The 22,141-nt window shown below is 72.8% G+C and carries 17 protein-coding genes; 7 read left to right on the forward strand and 10 right to left on the reverse strand.

Annotated elements, in window-relative coordinates; all coding sequences use genetic code 11:
- Positions 1-15: 15 nt before the first annotated feature.
- Together ACERZO_RS29510 and ACERZO_RS29515 are read left to right on the forward strand one after the other, a co-directional pair.
- The gene (locus ACERZO_RS29510; protein ID WP_372668038.1) at positions 16-1,239 is read left to right on the forward strand and encodes a cytochrome P450; all 1,224 of its coding nucleotides are present in this window, start codon (positions 16-18) and stop codon (positions 1,237-1,239) included.
- Positions 1,240-1,301: 62 nt separating this feature from the next.
- Positions 1,302-2,030, forward strand: coding sequence for a metallophosphoesterase family protein (locus tag ACERZO_RS29515; protein ID WP_372668039.1), 729 nt, complete (start codon positions 1,302-1,304; stop codon positions 2,028-2,030).
- Here the strand turns inward: ACERZO_RS29515 and ACERZO_RS29520 are convergent.
- The 7 genes from ACERZO_RS29520 to sthA form a co-directional block, all read right to left on the reverse strand.
- On the reverse strand, positions 2,002-2,868 hold the full coding sequence (locus ACERZO_RS29520; RefSeq protein WP_372668040.1) for an SGNH/GDSL hydrolase family protein: 867 nt from the start codon (positions 2,866-2,868) through the stop codon (positions 2,002-2,004). The genes ACERZO_RS29515 and ACERZO_RS29520 overlap by 29 nt on opposite strands.
- Positions 2,869-3,781: 913 nt before the next feature.
- On the reverse strand, positions 3,782-4,969 hold the full coding sequence (locus ACERZO_RS29525) for a phosphotransferase (protein ID WP_372668041.1): 1,188 nt from the start codon (positions 4,967-4,969) through the stop codon (positions 3,782-3,784).
- Between the two features lie 74 nt (positions 4,970-5,043).
- A complete protein-coding gene (locus tag ACERZO_RS29530; protein WP_372668042.1) occupies positions 5,044-5,991 on the reverse strand; it encodes a DUF389 domain-containing protein in 948 nt (315 codons plus the stop codon).
- Positions 5,991-7,766: an aspartate--tRNA ligase gene (aspS, locus tag ACERZO_RS29535; RefSeq protein WP_372668043.1), complete on the reverse strand. Its 1,776-nt coding sequence runs from the start codon at positions 7,764-7,766 to the stop codon at positions 5,991-5,993. The genes ACERZO_RS29530 and aspS overlap by 1 nt, the downstream gene beginning before the upstream one ends.
- Positions 7,767-7,861: 95 nt before the next feature.
- On the reverse strand, positions 7,862-8,464 hold the full coding sequence (gene merB, locus ACERZO_RS29540; RefSeq protein WP_372668044.1) for an organomercurial lyase: 603 nt from the start codon (positions 8,462-8,464) through the stop codon (positions 7,862-7,864).
- 449 nt (positions 8,465-8,913) lie between these two features.
- On the reverse strand, positions 8,914-10,812 hold the full coding sequence (locus ACERZO_RS29545; protein ID WP_372668045.1) for an intein-containing Rv2578c family radical SAM protein: 1,899 nt from the start codon (positions 10,810-10,812) through the stop codon (positions 8,914-8,916).
- 119 nt (positions 10,813-10,931) lie between these two features.
- The gene (sthA, locus tag ACERZO_RS29550) at positions 10,932-12,344 is read right to left on the reverse strand and encodes a Si-specific NAD(P)(+) transhydrogenase (protein ID WP_372668046.1); all 1,413 of its coding nucleotides are present in this window, start codon (positions 12,342-12,344) and stop codon (positions 10,932-10,934) included.
- 90 nt (positions 12,345-12,434) lie between these two features.
- Between sthA and ACERZO_RS29555 the strand changes: the two genes are divergently transcribed.
- The 5 genes from ACERZO_RS29555 (at position 12,435) to crcB (ending at position 18,062) form a co-directional block, all read left to right on the forward strand.
- Complete coding sequence (locus ACERZO_RS29555) at positions 12,435-15,428, forward strand: ATP-binding protein (protein ID WP_372668047.1); 2,994 nt, start codon at positions 12,435-12,437, stop codon at positions 15,426-15,428.
- A gap of 80 nt (positions 15,429-15,508) precedes the next feature.
- Entirely contained in the window at positions 15,509-16,897 is a 1,389-nt protein-coding gene (locus tag ACERZO_RS29560; protein WP_372668048.1) for an FAD-binding oxidoreductase, read from the forward strand.
- Between the two features lie 69 nt (positions 16,898-16,966).
- Positions 16,967-17,359, forward strand: coding sequence for a fluoride efflux transporter FluC (locus tag ACERZO_RS29565; protein ID WP_372668049.1), 393 nt, complete (start codon positions 16,967-16,969; stop codon positions 17,357-17,359).
- Positions 17,359-17,691: a DUF190 domain-containing protein gene (locus ACERZO_RS29570; RefSeq protein ID WP_372668050.1), complete on the forward strand. Its 333-nt coding sequence runs from the start codon at positions 17,359-17,361 to the stop codon at positions 17,689-17,691. Before ACERZO_RS29565 ends, ACERZO_RS29570 begins: the two co-directional genes overlap by 1 nt.
- On the forward strand, positions 17,688-18,062 hold the full coding sequence (gene crcB / locus ACERZO_RS29575; RefSeq protein ID WP_372668051.1) for a fluoride efflux transporter CrcB: 375 nt from the start codon (positions 17,688-17,690) through the stop codon (positions 18,060-18,062). Before ACERZO_RS29570 ends, crcB begins: the two co-directional genes overlap by 4 nt.
- A gap of 157 nt (positions 18,063-18,219) precedes the next feature.
- On the opposite strand, the gene ACERZO_RS29580 is transcribed toward crcB, so the two are convergent.
- From ACERZO_RS29580 to ACERZO_RS29590, 3 genes are read right to left on the reverse strand one after another with little or no spacing between them, the layout of a single operon-like run.
- Positions 18,220-19,170, reverse strand: a complete 951-nt coding sequence (locus ACERZO_RS29580) for an LLM class F420-dependent oxidoreductase (RefSeq protein ID WP_372668052.1) — start codon at positions 19,168-19,170, stop codon at positions 18,220-18,222.
- Positions 19,167-21,266, reverse strand: coding sequence for a S9 family peptidase (locus tag ACERZO_RS29585; protein WP_372668053.1), 2,100 nt, complete (start codon positions 21,264-21,266; stop codon positions 19,167-19,169). Before ACERZO_RS29585 ends, ACERZO_RS29580 begins: the two co-directional genes overlap by 4 nt.
- Before the next feature lie 20 nt (positions 21,267-21,286).
- A complete protein-coding gene (locus ACERZO_RS29590; RefSeq protein WP_372668054.1) occupies positions 21,287-22,126 on the reverse strand; it encodes a PPK2 family polyphosphate kinase in 840 nt (279 codons plus the stop codon).
- Between the last annotated feature and the right edge of the window lie 15 nt (positions 22,127-22,141).

Consider the following 22,141-nt stretch of genomic DNA (forward strand, 5'->3'; position numbering starts at 1 on the left):
GAAGAAGGGGCGGACATGACCACCACACAAGCGGACCTCTGGGGACTCCACGAAGCCCAGTTCTGGCTGCGGGGGAAGCAGCCGGAGGAGCGCGTGCACCACGCGGCCGACCTCGGGTTCTGGAACGTCTACGGGCACCCGGAGGCCGAAGAGGTCCTGCGCGACCCGGCGACGTACTCCTCGGACACCACCCGGCTGGTGCCGAAGGAGATGATGGCCGGCCAGGACATCGACGTCGACTTCGAGGAGATGCAGGCGGGGAACCTGCTGCAGCTGGACCCGCCGCTGCACAACAAGATGCGCAAGCTGGTCAGCCGGGCGTTCACGCCGAAGGTCGTCGCGGACCTCGAGCCGCGCATCGCCGCGGTGACGCACGAACTGCTCGACGCGGCGGGGTCGCCGGGCCGGCTCGAGCTGGTCGAAGACCTGGCCTACCCGTTGCCGGTGATCGTCATCGCGGAGCTGCTGGGGGTCCCCGCGAGCGACCGGAACCTGTTCAAGGGCTGGGTGGACAAGCTGTTCGACTCCTCGGAGCAGTTTTCGCTGAAGGAGCAGACCGAGGGGCGCCAGGAAGCGGTCAAGAAGTCCCTGGAGGGGCAGAAAGCGCTTACGGACTACCTCGGCACGCACGTCGACGAACGGCGCAAACAGCCGCGGGAGGACCTGCTGACGAAGCTCGTCGAGGCCGAGCTCGACGGGGAACGGCTGACGCGCAACGAAGTCGTCAACTTCGCGAACGTCCTGCTGCTGGCCGGGCACATCACCACCACGATGCTGCTCGGCAACGCGGTGCTGTGCCTGGACACCCACCCGGAGTGGGACGAGCGCGTGCGCGCCGACCGGTCGCTCGTGCCGCCGGCGATCGAGGAGTCGCTGCGGTACCTGTCGCCGTTCGCGGTGGTGGCCCGCGCGACGAACCGCGAGGTCGAGCTGGGCGGGACGACCGTGCCCGCGGACCAGATGCTGCTGGTCTGGGTGGCAGCCGCCAACCGCGATGACCGGGTGTTCACCGACCCGGACACGTTCAACCCGCTGCGGGACCCCAACCCGCACCTCGCGTTCGGCCGCGGGATCCACTTCTGCATCGGGGCGCCGCTCGCGCGGCTGGAAGGCCGGGTGGCGCTGGACATCCTGTTCGATCGGTACCCGGCGCTGCGCACGATCCCGGGTGAGCCGCCGAAGTTCCAGATCAACCCCAACATGACCGGGGTGCGGGAGCTGCCGCTCACCACGGCGTGAACCGGTTGCGCCCTGGGCGAAATCGCTCGCCCGGGGCGCTTGCCGTGTCCGAGGGTGGGGCGATGAAGGTGGCGGTGCTGGCGGACATCCACGGCGTCCTCCCCGCGCTGGAGGCCGTGCTGGCGGAGCCGGACGTGGCGGCGGCGGACCGGATCGTGCTGCTCGGGGACGTGCTGGCCGGCCCGATGCCGGTGGAGACCCTGGACCGGCTCCGTTCGCTGGGCTCGCGGGCGGTTTGGGTGCGGGGCAACGCCGACCGCGAGCTGGCGGCGTCGGCGCGCGGGACCGGGAAGTTCGTCCCGGACCCGATCTTCCCCTGGGCGGCGCGGCAGCTGCGTCCCGCGGATCTGCCGATCTTGGACGCGCTGCCGCTCACCGTGTCGCTGGACGGCGTGCTGTACTGCCACGCGACCCCGCGCGACGACACGGAGATCGCGCTCGTCGACAGCCCGCTGGAGCGGTGGGCGGAAGTCCTCGACGGCGCCACGGAATCCACGATCGTCTGCGGGCACACGCACATGCCGTTCGTCCGGCTGGCCGACCGGCGGCTGGTCGTCAACCCCGGCAGCGTCGGAATGCCCTACGGCGCCCGGGGTGCGCACTGGGCGTTGCTCGGCGACGGGGTCCAGCTGCGGCGGACGTCGTACGACGTCGAGGAGGCGTGTCGCTTCCTGGCCGCGCGGTCGGGCTATCCGGGCATCGAGGAATGGGCGGACTACTTCGTCCGCAACCCGGCTTCGGACGCGGAGGCGTTGCGGGTGTTCAGCGGGCGCGGAACGAGTTCCACATGATGACGGCGGCGTAGGGCAGGAACTCGCGGCCGCGGCGCCAGAGCCACGGGATTCCCTTGAGCACCAGCCACCCCACGTGCCCCGCGGCGCTCGGCTCGACCCCGCCGCCGCACGTGAGGCTGACCGGCTCCGGCACGGCGAAGCCGGCTTCGGCGAGCAGGGCGGTGAAGCCGTCGGCGAGGAGGCGGTGACCGAGTTCGGAGGGGTGCAGCCGGTCGACGCTCCAGACGGTGAGGTCGTAGGCACCGGGCAGGCGGTCGAGGTCGAGGCAGGGGACGCCTTCGCGGGCGACGACCTCGTCGATGGCGGCGTTCAGCTCGGCGACGCGGGCGCTGAGGGCGCGCTTGAGCGACGGCGGCAGGCGGAAGACCCTGCTGTGGTCGTGGAACCGGACCGGGACGACGGTGGTGTCCACTTCGCGGAGCCGTCGGATGACTTCGGTGAGGTCGGCGGCGATCCGGGCGGCGTCGAAGTCGGGCCGCAGGGTGTCGTTCATCCCGGCGACGAGCAAGGCGACATCCGGCCGGTGCGCGACGGCGGCGGGCACCTGCTCGGTGAGCACGCACCGCATCCGAGCACCGGTGAAGGCGGGATTGAGGTAGCCGGCGGGGCCGACCCCGAGCGCGGCGGCGACGAGCGGGCCGACACCCCGCCAGCCGCCCCGCTTGGGCAGCGGATCCCCGAGCCCGACGGCGGTGGAGTCCCCGAGCACGACGAGCCGCTCGGCGTGCTTGAGCGCGGGCACGGCCGCGGCAGGCACGGCCGCCAGGGCGGGGCGGGCGGGCCGGGAGGGTTCGGGAGTGACTTCGACACTGATCACGGTCACGCCCACGACCATCGGCCACGGAGACTCACACCCGGTGAGGACGAGGTAACGCGCCTGGGACGGAGCGCCTAATTCTTGACGCTCAGTTCACAGGAGCCGGAAATGTCCAGTTCGGGGGGTGGTTGGCGCTTGGTGGGATGACGTGTATGACTCATTCATGTCGCTTGACGACAGGGCTCCGGCAAAGCCGGGTGGGGCGATGCTCCGTCCGGCACCACCGCCCGCGGAACGCCGGGCCGAAGAGGCGCTTCAGCGGGATACCGAGCTTCGATGGTCATCAACGACTCGTTCATCGCATCCGGCGAGGTGAACGACTCGTTCATGCCAGCCGCCAACCGCCGCCTGAAAGACTGCCCACCGCCTCGCCACGAAGGCCGACGCCAAAGGCGAGAGGCCCCCGAGAACGGGCACCGACGAGAACCCAGACTCCCCCGCACCCCGATCCGAAGCCACAACACGGCCGGCAACGCCGGGTCAAGGCATCTTTCCCGCCTTGACGCGGTGTTGCCGGCCGTAGTCACAATGACAGCTTCGGGGTGCCGGAAGGCGCTTTGGCAGGACAGCTGTTCCCGGCCCCGCCCGCGGAACGCCAGGCCGAAGAGGCGCTTCAGCAGGATGCCGAGCTTCGACGGTCATCAACGACTCGTTCATCGCATCCGGCGAGATGAACGACTCGTTGCGCGAGCCTCAAAGGCGACGTTCAGCAGCAGAGCCGCCCCTTCGGCGGCACAGCCGCCCATTCAACAGCAAGCCACACCTTCGACGGCAGAACCGCCCCTCCCCCGCCCGAAAGAAAAGCCCACCCTCCCTGGGGGCTGCCCCCGCTACCAGCGTATCGAGAGGGTCCGACAGACCAGCCCGAATAAGCCCCCATCAGCCCAACCCATCCCCATCACGGCCACCCTGTGGACAAACCGCCCCACCCTCACCGGAACGCCGGGTAGAACGCCAAATCCGCGTGCGGCCCCAACCGCGCCGCCAACGCCGCCGCCACCCGGGCCGCGAACTCCGACACCGCCGTCATCCGCACATACCCCGCGTGCTTCGCCAAATCCCGCCACCAGGTCACCAACGCCGCCTCGCGGCTGACCGGGGCGGCGTGCCGGGACAAATCCAGCGATCCCAGCTCCTCCCCCGTGATCACCCACACCCGCAGCAGCTCGCTGGTCGTCAAGTGCTCGGCCAGCACGTCGTCGTCGGCGAAGGCCGGCCACACCCCGACCACCTCCGCGCGCCACGCCGCGATCATCGCTTCGCTCATGCCCGCCGGCAGGGCCAGCGCGTCCGGCCAGCTCGCGAACGGCAGCCGCAAGTGCGCCGCGTCGACCAGGGCCGATCGGACGCAGCCGTACTCGAAGTCCAGGAAGCGGACGCTCTCGCCCGTCACCAGGTTGTTGTCCGGGCTCAGCTCCACCGGGCTGAACGCGCGGAACCCCGCCGACCGCGACTGCTCCAGCGCCTCCGCCACCTGCGTCAGCACCTCTTCCGGCGCCGGGATGCCGAGGCGCTCCTGGATCACCGCCGGCACCCTCGCGCACAGCTCGTCGTCACCGCGAGCGTCGTTCTTCGCCGGGCCGCCCAGGCGCCGCAGCAACGCGTTGAAGTCCGCCTCGCGCCCCGCCGTGCTCGCGTGCAGCCGGCCCAGCGACCGCGCCCACGACAGCAGCGCGCGCTCGGCCGCGCGGGAGTCGCGGGCGTAGAGCTTGTCCTCCAGCGTCGGCGTGCGGCCGAGGTCCTCCAGCACCAGGACGCGGTCGCGGCCGTCGTGGGCCAGCAGCTCCGGGCACATCCGCTCGTCCGGCGCCAGCGCGGTGAACAGCTGGTAGCTGACCGCCTCCTGCGCGAACGGGTCGGCGTCACCCGCCGCCGGTGACTCCGGGTAGTGCTTGATGACCAGCGTGCGCGGCAGCGCGAAGGACGACGACACCACCCGCGCCCGGACGACCGTCGCCGGCCCGCTCCCCGCCAGGTCCTCCGGCGCGACCAGCGTGATCGCACTGCCGAACCGGCGCGAAAGAACGGACTCGCCCGCCGCGACCGCCGCGGCCACGGCGAGCTGCTCGGCTCCTGCCCCGACCCCAGCGTCGCCGGAGGAGGAGGTGTCGACTGTCATTGTCACCGACCCTACTCGTGACTGAGCAACCACGACTACTGACATCCGGACAAGAAGCCCCCCGTCCGGACCGGTCATCCCCGTGAAAGCGGACGCGTTCCCACCCGTGAACGTTGCCCATTCCGGCGCAGAGTCAACACAATGGCCGCTGCTGCAACGATTCCGAGAAGGTTGACGAGCAGCTGGCCGACCGACTGGAGGCACCGGCTCCACTCCCCCGCCACGGCCGCGATGACCGCGTAACCCGCGGCCGGCACCGTCGTCACGGAGATGAAGACGCCCACGAGCGCGGCCGACTTCGCCGACGTCATGGCGAGCATCCCGGCGGCGCCGGCGAGCATCGCGACGACCAGGGACGGCACGCCGACGGAGAACACGAAGTCGACTTCGTGGTTCTGGTCCAGCTGGAAGGCCTGTTCGCCGAAGACGTCGGTCGCGCGCACGAGCAGCGCGCCACCCAGCGTCACGACCATCGCCAGCGGGAAGCCGACGCCCAGCGCCGCGCTCGCCCGGCGGAGCAGGTCCCCGCGGCGCAGCACGAGCCCGACCGCGAGCGCGGCCAGCGGCCCGAACTCGGGGCCGACGACCATCGCGCCGACGATCGTCACCGCGGAGTTCGTCAGCACGCCGACCGCGGCCAGCAGGCAGGCGATGGTGAGGAACGCCAGGAACGTCACGTTCATCCGCGACTCCTCGCCCGTGCGGGCGACCAGCTCCTCCCACACGACGGCGTCCGCGCCCTCGCCCGGCGCCGCCTCCTCCGCCCGGTCGGCGGCGTCGGACAGCGCGGTGTCGAGGGCTTCGAGCGTGATGCCGCCGGTGTGGTCGAGGCCGAGCCCGCACAGCGCGTCGACGATCTCGTCGGCCGCCTCGCGCGCGATGTCGGCCTCGACCAGGTCACCCGCCGGTTCCACGGCGGCGCCGCGGTGCGCGATCAGGTGCGCCGTCCCGGCGTGGGCCCGCAGGACGTCCAGCGCTTGCGCGGTGACTTCCGGCGGGCACACGGCCCTGAGGTGCAGCACTAGTTCTGCGGGGCGGGCGCCGGCTTCGCGTCGATGCCCGCTTCCTTGCGCTGCTGCGCCGTGATCGGCGCGGGCGCCGCGGTCAGCGGGTCGTAGCCGCCGCCGGTCTTCGGGAACGCGATGACGTCCCGCAGCGAGTCGGCCTTGGCCAGCAGCATGACGATGCGGTCCCAGCCGAACGCGATGCCGCCGTGCGGCGGCGGGCCGAAGGCGAAGGCGTCGAGCAGGAAGCCGAACTTCTCCTGCGCTTCCTCGTCGCCGAGGCCCATCAGGTTGAAGACGCGCTTCTGGACGTCGCCGCGGTGGATACGGATCGAGCCGCCGCCGATCTCGTTGCCGTTGCAGACGATGTCGTAGGCGTAGGCGAGCGCGTTGCCCGGGTCCTGCTCGAACTTGTCGATCCACTCCGGGGTCGGCGAGGTGAACGCGTGGTGCACCGCCGTCCACTTGCCGGAGCCGACGGCGACGTCGTCGCCGATGTCCTCGACCGGCGCGAACAGCGGCGCGTCGACGACCCACACGAACGACCAGGCGTCCTCGTCGATCAGGCCGAGGCGCTTGCCGATCTCGTCGCGCGCGGCGCCGAGCAGCGGCTGCGTGCTCGACGCCTTGCCCGCGGAGAAGAAGATGCAGTCGCCCGGCTTGGCGCCCGCCGCGGCGGCGACGTTCTCGCGCTCGGTCTCGGACAGGTTCTTGGCGACCGGCCCGCCGAGGGTGCCGTCTTCGTTGACGAGGATGTACGCGAGGCCGCGCGCGCCGCGCTGCTTGGCCCACTCCTGCCACGCGTCGAGCTGGCGGCGCGGCTGGTCGGCGCCGCCGGCCATGACGACCGCGCCGACGTACGGGGCCTGGAACACGCGGAACGGCGTGTCGGCGAAGAACTCCGTCATGTCGGTGATCTCGAGGTCGAAGCGCAGGTCCGGCTTGTCCGAGCCGTACTTGGCCATCGCCTCGTGGTAGGTGATGCGCGGGATCGGCCGCGGGATCTCGTGCCCGATCAGCTTCCACAGCGCGGAGACGATGTCCTCGCCGAGCGCGATGACGTCGTCCTGCTCGACGAAGCTCATCTCGATGTCGAGCTGGGTGAACTCGGGCTGCCGGTCGGCGCGGAAGTCTTCGTCGCGGTAGCAGCGGGCGATCTGGTAGTAGCGCTCCATGCCGCCGACCATGAGCAGCTGCTTGAACAGCTGCGGCGACTGCGGCAGCGCGTACCAGGAGCCGGGCTTGAGCCGCGCGGGCACCAGGAAGTCGCGCGCGCCTTCGGGCGTCGAGCGGGTCATCGTCGGGGTCTCGATCTCGACGAAGTCCTGGGCGTGCAGCACCTCGCGCGCGGCGCGGCTGACCTCGCTGCGCAGCCGCATGGCCGCGGCCGGGCCGCTGCGGCGCAGGTCGAGGTAGCGGTGCTTGAGGCGGACCTCTTCGCCGACGTCGACGCGGTCGTCGATCGGGAACGGCAGCGGCGCGGCTTCGGAGAGCACCTCGAGCTGGGTCGCGAGGACCTCGATCTCGCCGGTGGGGATCTCGGCGTTCGCGTTGCCTTCGGGGCGCTTCGCGACCTCGCCGACGATCTTCACGCAGAACTCCGAGCGCAGCGCGTGCGCGCGCTCGGCCATTTCACCTTCGCGGAAGACGACCTGGGCGACGCCGCTGGCATCGCGGAGGTCGATGAAGATGACGCCGCCGTGATCGCGCCGCCGGGCCACCCATCCGGTGAGGGTGACGGCCTGTCCGGCCTGTCCGGCACGCAGGGTGCCGGCGTTGTGAGTGCGGAGCACTGCGACTGCTCTCCTTCGACCTGGGGTTATCGCTGCCCGGAAAGGCTAACGAACCACCCAGCGTACGACGTCGGCAGGCTTGGGTTGCGCGGTGGTCAGAGCACGAACTTCGGCCGGGTCTCGAGCGCGGCGACCAGCCGGTGGGCCTGGGCCAGGTAGGCGGCGACCCGGTAGATGCGGCCGCCGGGATGGGCGACGAGCCAGCTCGCGGCCGCCGAGGCGGACGAGAAGAACGGCTGGCCGGCGCAGGCGACGGCGTCGGCGTGGTCGAGGCCGAAGCCCAGGTCGACGGCCGCGACGACGGCCGAAGACGGGTCGGCCTGCACGATCGCGTGCGGGGTGAGGTCGATCCGGATGCGGGTGCCGGTGACCGGGCAGGTCGCGGCCGCGTGCACGCGCTCGCCGGTGGCGATGGCCAGCAGGAACATGTCGACGGTGCCGTCGGGGCCGGCGCCGAGGGTGCCTTCGGCCGGTTCGAGGCGGTGGTGGGCGCCGCGCGGCGCGGGTCCGGTGCTGACGAGGTCGCGGTGCAGGGTGAAGCCGATCAGTTCGACGAGCCGGCGCGCTTCGACGGGGGCGACGCCGACGGTGGCGGCCAGCCGCTCGACGCTGACGGGGTGCCGCCCGGCCCGGGTCAGCTTCAGGGCGGCCCACGCGAGCCGGGCGGCCGCGACCCGGTCGGTCTGCGAGGTCGTCATTCGCCGCTCTCCCTTCCGCATCGATCCCTTCGACGTTAGGCGTCGGCGAGCCGGAGCGACAACGACACGATCGGACATTTTTCCGCAAGCCCCCGACTCGGCCGCGCAATCGGGTGAGGACTACGGCGAACGGCGCAGTTCGCACGGCTCCGGGGACGATGGGGTGACGCCTTCACCCACACGGCGGCGAGGCGGGTGATCACGTACCGCGGGTGGCGGTTGTCCACAAAGGACAGCGGGCGCGGCGGATGGCCGAGCGGGTTCGCGAGGTCCGCGCGGTCGCGGCCGCGGAGCAGGCGGATCCGCTCCGCCGCGGGCGACGGCCAAGCGTGTTCGCCACGCCACGCGGCCGCGGGCCGCGGACGGATCCACTCGGCCGCAGGCGACGGCCAAGCGGGTTCGCCACGCCCGCGCGGTCGCGGGCCGCCGCGGCTCCCGCGCCATCGGGCTCAAAGCAGCCGCAGCTGCTCCGCCGCCGGCACCTCGATCCGCGGCTCGGGCACCACCTCCATCCCCCGCGAATCCTCCCCGCGGCTCCGCAGCAACCCGTGCCGCCGGAGCAGCGGCGCCACCCGCTGCCCCAACCGCTCCCGATACGCCTTCTGCACGTAACTCCCCCGCGCGTACAACTCGCGGTACCTCGGCACCAGCTCCGGGTACGTCCCCGCCAGCCACCGGCCGAACCACTCCCGCGCACCTGGGCGCAAATGCAGCGGAATCACCGTCGCGCTCGTCGCGCCCGCTTCGGCCAGCCGGGCGAACAACGCGTCCAGCGCCTCGGCCGAGTCCGTCAACCACGGCAGCACCGGCGCCACCAGCACCGAGCACGGCAGCCCCGCGTCGCGAGCCTTGCGGATCAGCTCCAGCCGCGCCCGGGGGCTCGGCGTACCCGGTTCGAGACGGTGCTGCAGCTCGCCGTCCAGCAACGCCAGCGAGACCGCGAGCGACACCGGTACGTCCCGGGCCACCTCCTGCAGCAGCGGCAGATCGCGCGCCAGGACCGTGCCCTTCGTCAGCACCGACAGCGGCGTCCCCGAGCGGGCCAGCGCCGTGATGATCCCCGGCATCAGCCGGTAGCGGCCCTCCGCGCGCTGGTACGGGTCGGTGTTCGTGCCCATCGCCACCGGCTCGCGCCGCCACGACGGCCGCTTCAGCTGCGCCGCCAGGACCTCCGGCGCGTTGACCTTCACGACCACCTGCGTGTCGAAGTCGTGGCCCGCGTCGAAATCCAGGTACGTGTGGGTGTTCCGGGCGAAGCAGTTGTGGGACACCATGCCGTCGGCGATGAAGTCGCCGGTGCCGGTGGTGATGTCGAACAGCGGCAGTTGCAGTCCCAGTGGCTCGATCGTCTCGACGCTGCGGCGGCTCGCGCCGATCACCGCGCCGTCGAGCGATCGCTTCCACGCCACCGCCGGGTTGCCCACGTGCAGGAACCGCAGCACCTCCGCGGTCCCGCCGAGCAGCCGGACCTCCTGCCGCGCGGGGAACTTCGGCACTTCGTCGATCTGGTGCGCGAAGCCGAAGCGGGTGAGCGCGGCGGCGAAGGCCTCGATGATCTCGGGTTCGTCGTGCGCGACGGCGAGGACGCCGCGGCCGTAGTCGCCCGCCAGGTCGAAGACGCCGGCGAGGAACCCGCGCTGCCAGTGCGCGTCCGGGTCCGGCGGCACCTGGAGGAACCCGACGGACGCGCCGAAGTCGGGCAGGTACCCGAGGGCGCGGGTGGCCGCGTCCGGTTCCGCGGCGAACCCGCCGGAGCGCAGCATCCCGCACAGGTAGCCGGCCCGGTAGCCGAGCGTCTCGTCCGGCGTCGGCTCGAACCGGCCGACGCCGATGAGCTCGGTGCCGGGTTCGAGGTGCGGCCGTTGCGCGGCGCCGAACTTGCTGCCGGTGACGTGCTTCCAGCCCTTGCTCGTGAGGAACCGGTGGTCGCCGCCGGCGACGAGCCGGGTGCCGTCGTCCAGGGTCACGCGGTAGGCGGCGCGCAGGGTCGTCCAGTGCGCTTCGACGCGGGTGGGCACGAGCCGGCGGGACGCGCCGTGGCCGCGGGTGCCGTAGATCTCGTCGCCGACCTTCAGTTCGGACAGCGCCCGGGTGCGGCCGTCCGCCAGGAGGATCTTCGTGCCGCCTTCGAGGCAGTACGTGCAGGCGTGGGAACAGCCGCGGTACGGGTTGACGGTCCAGTTGAAGGGAACGCCGGAACCCGAGGGCACCTTGTTCAGCACGGAGCGCGCGTGCACCTCGTGAAAGGTGACGCCGTCGAACTCCGGTGACCGCACGGACCGCACCAGGCCCTCCAGCCCGGGCAGTGCCGGCTCACCCTCCCCCGCTCGCTGCCGATCCCATCGCACCGCGCCAGTCGAACATATGTTCTAGTCGAGTGTCAAACCGGTTCGCCGCAGGCGAATCCGCGTGGTGCGGGTGTGACTCCTGGGACGCTTCGGCTGATCTGCGCGGCTGCCGCGCCAGATCAGGACGAGAAGCGGTCCAGCGCCCGGATCTTGTTCGTCGCGTCCAAAGCGGCCACCTTGTACGCCTCCGACAGCGTCGGATAGTTGAACACCGCGTCCACGAGGTAATCGACCGTCCCGCCGCAGCCCATCACCGCCTGTCCGATGTGGACCAGGTCCGTCGCGCCCGTGCCGAACACGTGGACCCCCAGCAGCTTCCGGTCCTTGGTGGACACCAGCAGCTTCAGCATCCCGTAGCTGTCCCCGGTGATCTGGCCGCGCGCCAGCTCGCGGTAGCGCGCGATGCCCACCTCGTACGGCACCGACGACGACGTCAGCTGGGCCTCCGTCGCGCCCACGTACGAGATCTCCGGGATCGTGTAGATGCCGATCGGCTGCAGCGCGCCCAGGCCGTTCGCCGGTTCGCCGAACGCGTGGTACGCCGCGAGCCGGCCCTGGTCCATCGACGTCGCCGCCAGTGCCGGGAAGCCGATCACGTCGCCGACCGCGTAGATGTGCGGCACCTCGGTGCGGTAGTTCTCGTCGACGACCAGGCGGCCGCGCTCGTCCGACGACAGCCCGGCCGCGTCCAGCGCCAGCTCGCCCGTCATGCCCTGGCGGCCCGCGGAGTACATGACGCCGTCGGCCGGGATGCGCTTGCCGCTGACCAGCGTCGTGATCGTCGCGTCGTCGGACACCGCCACGTCCGCGACCTTCTCGCCGAAGCGGAACGTCACGCCGAGGTCGCGCAGCTGGAACTTCAGCGACTCCACGATCTCCGGGTCGCAGAAGTCGAGCATCTGGTCGCGCTGCTCCACCACGGTGACGCGCGAGCCGAGTGCCGCGAACATCGACGCGTACTCGATCCCGATCACGCCCGCGCCCACCACGACCAGCGACGACGGGATCTGCTCCAGCTGCAGGATCTCGTCGGAGTCGAGCACGCGCGCGGCGTCGAAGTCCACCTGGGCCGGGCGCGCCGGGCGGGTGCCGGTGGCGATCACGACGTAGTCCGCGCTCAGCGTCCGGCGGTCGCCGGGGTGCTTGCTTTCGACGACCACCGTGTGCGGGTCGGCGAACGAGCCCGTGCCGGAGATCAGGTCGACGTGGTTGCGCATCAGCTGCGCCCGCACGACCTGGACCTCACGCCCGACGACGTGCTGCGTGCGCGCCAGCAGGTCGGCGATCGTGATGTCCTGCTTGACGCGGTAGCTGGCGCCGTACAGCTCGCGCTGGTTCATGCCGGTCAGGTAGAGCACGGCCTCGCGCAGCGTCTTGGACGGGATCGTGCCGGTGTTGACGCACACCCCGCCGACCATGTCGTGCCGGTCCACGACCGCCACCCGCTTGCCGAGCTTCGCCGCGGCGATGGCGGCCTTCTGGCCGCCGGGGCCCGAACCGATGACGATGAGGTCGTACTCGTGCGCGCTCACGGTGTCGAGCCTGCGCACCCGGACGCCCCGGCGCAACCCCCCGCGGGTGAAGATCCGCGCGCGGATCCGGTTCCGGGCTAGCGTGGCCGGGTGCTGCGCGTCTCGCTGCTGGGCGAGCAGGTCATCGCCGACGACACGACCGGCACCGTGCTGACGCGGTCGCCGCGGTCGGTCGCGCTGGTGGCCCACCTCGTCGTGCACGCCGGGCTGGCCCAGCCGCGGCGCCTGCTCGCGGGGCTGTTCTGGCCGGACTCCACCGACGCGCAGGCCCTGACCAACCTCCGCCGCGAGCTGCACCAGCTGCGCCGCGTGCTCGGCGACCTGCCCTCGCTCGCCGTCACCGGGCGGGACCTGTGCTGGCGGGACACGCCGTCGACCCGGGTGGACGTGCGGGAGTTCGACGTCGCCTACCGGGCCGCGCTGGCCGCCGAAGACCCCGGCGAAGCCGTCGCCCACGCCCGGACCGCGCTCGCGGCCCACCGCGGCGAGCTGCTGCCCGGCCTGGCCGACGACTGGGTCCTGGCCGCCCGCGCCGAGCTCGACCGCCAGTGCGTCGAGCTGTGCGACCTCATCTGCCGGACCCCGGCGGGCGACCCGGCCGCCGCGCTCGCCGCGGCCCGCCGCCGGATCCGCCTGCGCCCCCTCGAAGAGACCGGCTACCGGACGCTGATGGGGCTGCAGGCCGACGCCGGCGACCGCGCGGGCGCGGTCGGCACGTACCACCGGTGCGCGTCGGTCCTCGAACGCGAGCTCGGCGTCGTCCCGGCCGAACCGACCCGCGCGGCCCTGCGCCGGCTGCTCGACCGGCCCGGTCCCGAGGTCCGGCGGGCGGCCGCCACCGGGCTCGTCGGCCGGGCGGCCGAGCTGGCGCGGCTCGGCGAGCGGTGGCACGCGGCCGCCGCGGGCCGGGCCGGGATCGTCCTCGTGCGCGGCGACGCCGGCGTCGGCAAGACGCGGCTCGTCACCGAGCTCGCCGGGCTGGCGCGCGCGGAAGGCGCCGTCGTCGCGACCGGACGCTGCTTCGGCTCGGCCGGGCAGCTCCCGCTCGCGCCGGTGGCCGACTGGCTGCGTACGCCCGCCGTGCAGCGCGCGGCCGCGGCCCTCGACCCGGGGTGGCGCGCCGAGGTCGACCGGCTGCGGCCGGCCGCGCGCCCGGCCGCGGGCGGGCACCCGACCGTCGACGCGTGGCAGCGCCTGCGCTTCTTCGAGGGGCTCGCCCGCGCGCTCACCGCCGGCGACCGGCCCGTCCTGCTGGTGCTCGACAACGTGCAGTGGTGCGACGAAGAGACGGGCGCGTTCCTCGCCTTCTGCCTCGGCCTCCTGCCCGACGCGCCGCTGCTGGTCGCCGGGACGCTGCGCGACGGCGACCTCGACCCGGGCGTGGCCGCCTGGACCGGCCGGCTGCGCGACGACGGCAAGCTGACCGAGCTGCCGCTGCGCCCGTTCGACGCCGACGGCACCGCGCACCTCGGCGAAGCGGTGGCCGGACGCCCGTTGTCCGCGTCGGACCGCACCCTGCTGCACGCGGCCACCGGCGGGTTCCCGCTCTACGTCGTGGAAGCGTTGCGCACCAACGCTTCCCCGCCGTCCGGCCGGCTGGACGGCGTGCTGCGGGCCCGCCTCGAACAACCCGGCCCGGCGGCCCGCGAAGTCGCCGGGCTGGCCGCCGCGGCGGGCCGGGACGTCACCCTCGAGCTGCTCACCGAGGCGAGCGACCTCGACGCCGACACCGTCGTCGAGGCCGTCGACGAGCTGTGGCGGCGCCGGATCGTGCGCGAGGTCGGCGGCGGCTACGACTTCACCCACGACCTCCTGCGCGAGGCCGCCTACCAGCAGGTCAGCCCGCCGCGGCGGTGGCTGCTGCACCGGCGGCTGGCCCAGGGCCTGGAGCTGCTGCACGCCGACGACACCGACGCCGTGGCGGCGCAGCTGGCCGAGCAGTACGCCCGCGGCGGGCGCCCGGACCGCGCTGTCGAGCACTACCGGCGGGCCGCCGCCGTCGCCGCCCGGACGTTCGCGCACGCCGAGGCGATCCGGTTGCTGAAGGAGGCGCTGACGCTCGTCCGCGCGCGTCCGGCGAGCGGCAACCGCGACCGCGCCGAGCTCGACATCCTCGAAGCGCTCGCCGGGCCGCTCAACGCCCACCGCGGGTACTCCTCCCCCGAGCTGCAGCACGTCCTGGAACGGTCGCTCGCGCTCGCGGAGACCGGCGGCAGCAAGGAGTCCGCGCTGACCGCGCTGCTGGAACTGTGGTCGTCGCGGTTCGTCCAGGGCCGGACGGCGGAGGCCCACGAAGCCGCCGAGCGGGCCCTCACGCTGCTCGTCCCCGGCACCAGCGCCGAGCAGGGCGGCTCGGCGCACTTCATCGTCGCGGGCTCGTCGCTGACCCTCGGGCACGACCCGGCCGAGGCGCTGCGGCACTTCGAGCTCGGCGCCGAGCGCACGCGCGGGGCGTCGTCGTGGCCGATCGGCACCCGGCCGGACGTGCACGGCCCGGCCTGGGCGGCGCACGCCCACTGGCTGCTCGGCCACGACGACGCGGCCGTGGCGAGCAGTGCCGACGCGATCGCGCTGGCCCGCCGGATCGAGCAGCCGTACAGCCTGGCCATCGCCCTGGCGTACGCCGGGATCACCCACCAGATGCGCGGGGACCGGCCGGCGCTGTGGACGGCCGTCACGGAGCTGCACGCGCTGTGCGACCGGTACGGCTTCGCCTACTACCGCGAGTGGGCGCTCGTCCTGGGCGGCTGGGCCCGCGGCGGCGCGGCCGGGCTGGCCGCGGCGCAGGAGGGCGTCGCGAACCTCAAGGCCGAGGGGTCGTTCGCCCGGATGCCGTACTGGCTGACGCTGGTCGCCGAGCTCGCGCCCCCGGCGGCGGCCCGCGCGACGCTGGACGCCGCCCTCGCCGCCGGCGAAGCCCGCGACGACCGCTGGTGGCTGCCGGAGGTGCTCCGGCTGCGGGCCGCCCACGACGCCGATCCGGTCCCCCGCCTGCGGGCGGCCGCCGAGCTGGCCCGCGTCCAGGGCAGCGTCGCCCTGCGGCGGCGGGCGGAGGCGGACCTGGGCGTTCGGCTCCCGTCCTGACGCCGCCCGAACGGACCGAACGCTGCGCGAACGCCCGCTGCCTAGGTTCCCCCCGGTACGGGAAATCCGAGAGGGGCACCATGACCACCACCGCACTGCCGCACGAGGAACTGGCCACCGCGCTGCGCGGCGACCTCGTCACGCCGGCCGACCCGGGCTACGACGAAGCCCGCGCGGTCTACAACGCCATGATCGACAAGCGCCCGGCGGCGATCGCCTACTGCCGCGACGCCGCCGACGTCGTCACCTGCGTCCGCTACGGGCGCGAACAGGGCCTGGACCTGGCCGTGCGCGGCGGCGGCCACAACGCGGGCGGCCTCGGCGTCGCCGACGGCGCGCTGGTCATCGACCTGTCCGGGCTGCGCAGCACCACCGTCGACCCGGTCAACCACACCGTCCGCGCCGACGCGGGGTGCACGTGGGGCGACGTCGACCACGCGACGGTCGCGTTCGGGATGGCGACGCCCTCCGGCGTCGTCGCCTCGACGGGCGTCGCGGGCCTGACGCTCGGCGGCGGCATCGGCTACCTGGCCCGCCGCTTCGGCCTGACGGTCGACAACCTGCTCGGCGCGGACGTCGTGCTCGCGGACGGCTCGTTCGTGCACGCTTCGGAGTCGTCGCACCCGGACCTGTTCTGGGCCCTGCGCGGCGGGGGCGGCAACTTCGGCGTCGTCACGTCGTTCACGTTCCGCTGCCACGACATCGGCGAGCACGGCGTGGTGATCGGCGGGCCGGTGCTCTACGACCTGGCCGACGCGCCCGACGTGCTGCGCTGGTACCGCGAGCTGCTGCCGTCGCTGCCCGAGGAGCTGAACGGCTGGTTCGGCCTGCTGACGATCCCGCCGGCACCGCCGTTCCCGGAGGAGCTGTGGGGCCGCAAGGCGTGCGGCATCGTCTGGTGCTACACGGGCGCGCACGACAAGGCGGACGAAGTGCTGGCGCCGGTCCGCTCGTTCGGGTCGCCGTTGCTGGTCGGCCTGCAGGAGATGCCGTACACGGCGTTGCAGGGGGCGTTCGACGCGCTGTACCCGGCCGGCCTGCAGTGGTACTGGCGGGCGGACGTGTTCCACGAGATCTCCGACGCGGCGATCGAGGTCCACGTCAAGCACGGCGCGGACCTGCCGACGATGCACTCGACGATGCACCTGTACCCGATCGACGGCGCGGCGAGCCGGGTCGCCCCGGACGCGACGGCGTTCCCGCACCGGTCGGGCGGCTGGTCGGGCGTGATCGTCGGGGTGGACCCGTCGCCCTCGCAAGCCGAGGCGATCTCGCAGTGGACGCGGGAGTACTGGGAGGACCTGCACCCGACGTCGGCGGGCGGGGCGTACGTCAACTTCATGATGGAGGAGGGCCAGGACCGGGTGAAGGCGTCGTACGGCGCGAACTACGAGCGCTTGGCGGCGGTGAAGCGGCGGTACGACCCGGACAACGCGTTCCACGTCAACCAGAACATCCGGCCGGCGTAGCGCGCGGCGCGGCGGCCGGGACGAGGGGGCCCGGCCGCCGGGGGTAGGTTCGCCGCAGGAGGTGATCACGTGCCCCGGTGGGACGTCCTCGCGGCGATCGGCGCCGGCGGCGCGCTGGGCAGCCTCGCCCGCTACGGCCTGTCCGTGGCGATCCCGCACGCCCGCGGCGAGTTCGCCGTCGCGACGCTGCTCACCAACGTCCTCGGCTGCCTGCTCATCGGCGTCCTGATGGCGCTGCTGACCACCACCGCGCGCCCCCACCACCTGCTCCGGCCGTTCCTCGGGGTCGGGATCCTCGGCGGGTTCACGACGTTCTCCACGTTCGTGACCGACACCCTCGACGCGGCGACGACCGGGCGTCTCGTGGGATCCTTGGCGTACGTGGCCGCGTCGCTGGTGCTGTGCCTGGCGGCGGTGACCGCCGGCCTGACGGCGACGCGCGCGGTGCGGAAGGGGCGCTGATGGAAGGACCGGCCACCCGGCTCACGATCTACCTCGGGGAAGACGACCACTGGCACCACAAGCCGCTCTACCACGAGATCGTCCGGCGAGCCCGCGACGCGGGCCTCGCGGGTGCTTCGGTGCTTCGCGGCGTCGAGGGCTACGGCGCGTCGTCGCTGATCCACACGACGCGGATCCTGTCGCTGTCGGAGGACCTGCCGGTGGTCATCGTGATCATCGACCGCGAGGAGAAGCTGCGGGAGTTCCTGCCGCAGCTGGACGAGCTGATCGGCGAGGGCCTGGTGACGCTCGACCAGGTCGAGGTGGTCCGCTACGTGGGGCGGACGGAGTGACGGTGGTCCTGGTGGCCGTCGGCGGAGCGGCGGGGTCGATCCTGCGCTACCTGACCGACCGCCGGGTGCAGTCGTGGCGCGATTCGCCGTTCCCGTTCGGGACGCTGACGGTGAACATCATCGGCTCGTTCATCCTGGGGTTCCTGAGCGGCTGGCTCCTGCACGGCGCTGAGCCGTCATCGGTGCGCGCGCTGGTGGCCGTGGGGTTCTGCGGAGGGTTGACGACGTTCTCGACGTTCGGCTACGAGACCGTGCGGCTGTTCCTGGAGAAGACGCGGCTGTACGCGGTGCTCAACGTGCTGGTGACGGTGGTCGCCGGTCTGGCTTCGGGCGCTCTCGGCCTGCTCCTCGCCACGGCGATCTGGTCCTGACCCGAGCGCCCCAATGCGGCCTTGGTTGCTCCACCGATGCCCCCACCGCCACCCTCAACGGAGGCGCTTCGCGCCGCGGTGCTGATTCAACGCACCCAATGTGGCCTTCGGTGCGTCTGACGCACCGAAGGCCACATTGGGGCGCCGGCAACCGGGGTCAGCGCGGCGCGAGCCCGCGCACCTGCTCGAACGGGTCCCCGCCGGTCGGCAGCAACGCGATGATCGGCGTCGTCAACCCGTTGTCCACATAGGACTGGACCTGCTCCCGGCACGACTCCACGCTGCCGTGGATCACCAGCTCGTCCACGACCGAGTCCGGGATCACCTGGTTGGCCTGCTGCCGGTCCCCCGCCGCCCACGCTTCGTGCATCGGGGCCAGCTGCGGACCGCGGCCCAGCCACTCGTGGAACGCCGCGTACACCGGGACCGTCAGGTAGCTCGAAATCAGCATCCGCCCCAGCCCGCGCGCCGCGTCGGCGTCCTCCGTGGGGCAGACGAAGATCCGGGCCGCCAGCTCGACGTCCGGGCCCACCACCGACCGCACCTTCGGGACGTCCGAAGCCGCCAGCCAGTTCGTGATTGCGCCGTCCGCTTCACGCGCCGCCAGCTTGAGCATGCCCGGGCGCAGCGCCGCCAGCATGATCGACGGCGGCGGGTCGGCCGGGCGCTCCAGCCGGAACTTCGACACCGCGAACGTGTCGTACTTTTCGCTGACCTTCTCCCCCGCCAGCGCCGAACGCAGGAACCGCAGCGTGTCACGGGACCGCGCGAACGGCTCTTCGAAGGACGCCGCGTTCCACTGGGAGACGATCACCGGGGACGAGGCGCCGATGCCCAGCACGAACCGGCCGGGTGCCAGCTCCGCGACCGTCGCCGCCTGCATCGCCAGCAGGCCCGGGCCACGCGTGTACACCGGGACGATCGCCGTGCCGAGGCGCAGCTGCGGCGCCCACTGCGAGGCCAGGACCAACGGCGTGAACGCGTCGGTGCCCGCCGTCTCCGCCGTCCACGCGTCGGTGTAGCCCAGGTCCGGCAGCTGTTCGACCATCTCCCGGTGCGCCGTCAGCGGCACCCCGGTCAACGGGATCGTGAGGCCCCATCGGCTCATGCGTTCTCCTTGTCCACGGCGGAAAGCTCGCGCAGCAGCCAGTCGACCTGCGTGCGCATCAGGTTCTCCGCGACCTCTTCGGCCTGCGGCGTCATGTGGGTCGCGCCCGCCAGCGGCAGGAACACGTGCGACCGCCCCTTCGCCAGCAACGCCGACGACAACCGCAGCGCGTGCGCGACGAACACGTTGTCGTCGGCCAGCCCGTGCACGATCAGCAGCGCGCGGCTCAGCTCGCCCGCGCTCTCGATCAGCGAGTTGTGCGCGTAGCTCTCCGGCTCGTCCTGCGGCTTCCCCAGGTACCGCTCGGTGTAGTGCGTGTCGTACAGCGACCAGTCGGTGACCGGCGCGCCCGCGACCGCCGCGTGGAACACGTCCGGCCGGCGCAGCACCGCCAGCGCCGACAGGTAGCCGCCGTACGACCACCCGCGGATCGCCACGCGTTCCAAGTCCAGCTCCGGATGAGACGCGGCCGCCGCCTGCAGCGCGTCCACCTGGTCCTGCAGCGTCACGTCGGCGAGGCGGCCGGCGACCTCGCGTTCCCACACCGCGCCGCGGCCGGGCGTGCCGCGGCCGTCCGCGACGAGCACCGCGAAACCCTGGTCGGCCAGCCACTGCGACGTCAGGAAGGCGTTGCGGCTCTGCAGGACGCGCTGCGCGTGCGGCCCGCCGTACGGGTCGAGCAGCACCGGCAGCTTGCCCTCACTGGGCTCGTACCCGCGCGGCAGGAGCAGCGCCGCGCGCAACCCCCGCTCCCCCAGCGTCAGCCAGGTCAGGTTGGGCACGATGTCCGGGTCCACAGTGGACGTCTCGATGGACGCGACCGGCGAACCGTCCCGCAGCACCGAAACCCGCGGCCCGCTGTGCTCCAGGCTCCACGACGAGAGCACGGTGACCGCGGCGTTTCCGGCACCGTGGTGCACGCCGTCCACAGTGGACAGGCGCCGCACCGAAGCGCCGTCGGTCCGGAACACGTGGATCTGCGTCGGGTCGTCCTCGGACGCGCTGAAGAGGATCTCGTCGCCGACGTCGAGGACGGCGCGCAGCTGCAATCCGGCCGGGGTGACGGCCTCGCCGCCGACGAACAGCCGGTGGTCGCCGTCCACCATGCCCTCGACGACCAGGCGGCCGTCCGGCGTCCACGCCGGGACCCCGCCGACGATGTCGACCCAGTGCTGGTCGGTGGCGGTGTACAGCACCGACGTCGAGCCGTCGGCGACGTCCAGGCCCAGGACGTCCATCCGCTTCTGATCGCGCGGCTGGACGGCGAGCAGCGGCGCGCCGCCGGCCGACCAGTGCACCGAGGCCAGGTACTCCCACTCGCCCGGCGCGACGTCCACGCGGGAGCCGTCGAGGCCGAGCACGGCCAGGGAAACGAGCGCGTTCGTGGTGCCCGCCGCCGGGTACGCGACGACGTTCGCCGGGTTCTGCGGGTTGGCCGGGTCGGCGATGGTCCAGCGCGGCACCGGGCCGCGGTCGGAGCGCTCGGCGAGGATGCTCCGGCCGTCCGGGGCCCACCAGTAACCGCGGGTGCGGTCCATCTCCTCGGCCGCGATGAACTCGGCGAGGCCCCAGGCGATGTCCTCGCCGTCCTCTTCGACCAGCACGCGGTCGTCGCCGGTGGCCAGCTCCATGACGTGCAGCCGCCGGTTCTGCACGTAGGCGACGTGCTTCCCGGTCGGGTCCGGCCGCGGGTCGATGACGGCGCCGTCGACGCGCAGCGTCACCTCACCGGACGCGAGGTCCAAGGTGTACAGCTTGCCCGAAAGCGAGAACGCGGCGACCGTGAAGCCCGCGTCGACGCCGTAGTGGACGACGCCGCCGCCGGCCTCGCGGGCGCGTTCGCGGCGCGCGCGCTCCTCGGCGGGCAGCTCCTCCTCGCCGGGCAGCAGCTCGACGGCGTCGACCAGCTTCGTCTCGGCCCCGGTCGCCGGATCGGCCGACCAGAGGCTGTGCCGGGGGTCGGTGCCCGACTCCGCGCGCAGGAACAGCACGCGCGAGGCGTCCGGGGCGACCCGGAACTCCTTCGGCGCGCCGAGGGTGAAGCGCTGGGTCCGGGCCTGCTTGCGGAGGAACGGGAGGTCGTCGACATCGGTCACGCCCGCACTCTTTCAGACGATCACGCGGATACGCCAACGCCCTTGAGCTTCGCCAGCTCCGCGTCGACGTCGTAGTCCGGTTCGGGGAACCGCGGCTTCAGCTCCGTCAGGGTCTCGATCAGCAGTTCGGCGACGGCCCAGTTGCGGTACCACTTGTGGTCGGCCGGCACCGCGTACCAGGGCGCGGTCTTCGCGAAGATGCCGGCGTAGGCCTCCTGGTAGGCCGGCCAGTGCGAGCGCGCTTCCAGGTCGCCCGGGTTGTACTTCCAGCGCTTCTCGGGCGTGACGAGCCGGGCTTTGAGCCGCTTGAGCTGCTCTTCGGGCGAGATGTGCAGGAACACCTTGAGCACGGTCGTGCCCGCCTCGGCCAGCTCCGCTTCGAACGCGGTGATCTCGGCGTACCGGCGGCGGCGCTCGGCCGCGGTGAGCAACCCGGACACCTGCGGGACGAGGATGTCCTCGTAGTGCGAGCGGTCGAAGACGCCGATCTGGCCGGGCGCCGGCAGCTGCTTGCGGATCCGCCACAGGTAGTGGTGGCGCCGCTCGGCGGCGGTCGGCTTCTTGAAGGCCGCGTACCGGACGCCCATCGGGTTGACCAGGCCGAGCACGTGCGAGACCGTGCCGCCCTTGCCGGAGGTGTCCATGCCCTGCAGCACGAGCAGCACGCTGCGGGTGCCGCCGCCGACGCCCTCGGCGTAGAGGGCCTCCTGCAGCGCCGACAACCGCTCGCCGGCGCCGTCGAGCTTGGCCAGCGCCTTGGGCTTCTTGCCGGGGCCGACCGGGGTCGAACCCGGGTCCGGCAGCTCCGCGCCGACGCGCAGCGCGTCCCGGACCCGGCTTCCTGCGTCCTTCTTCGCCATCCCGCGAAACTACCC

It is taken from the genome of Amycolatopsis kentuckyensis, from assembly GCF_041679295.1.
GTDB classification, from domain to species: Bacteria; Actinomycetota; Actinomycetes; order Mycobacteriales; family Pseudonocardiaceae; genus Amycolatopsis; species Amycolatopsis kentuckyensis_A.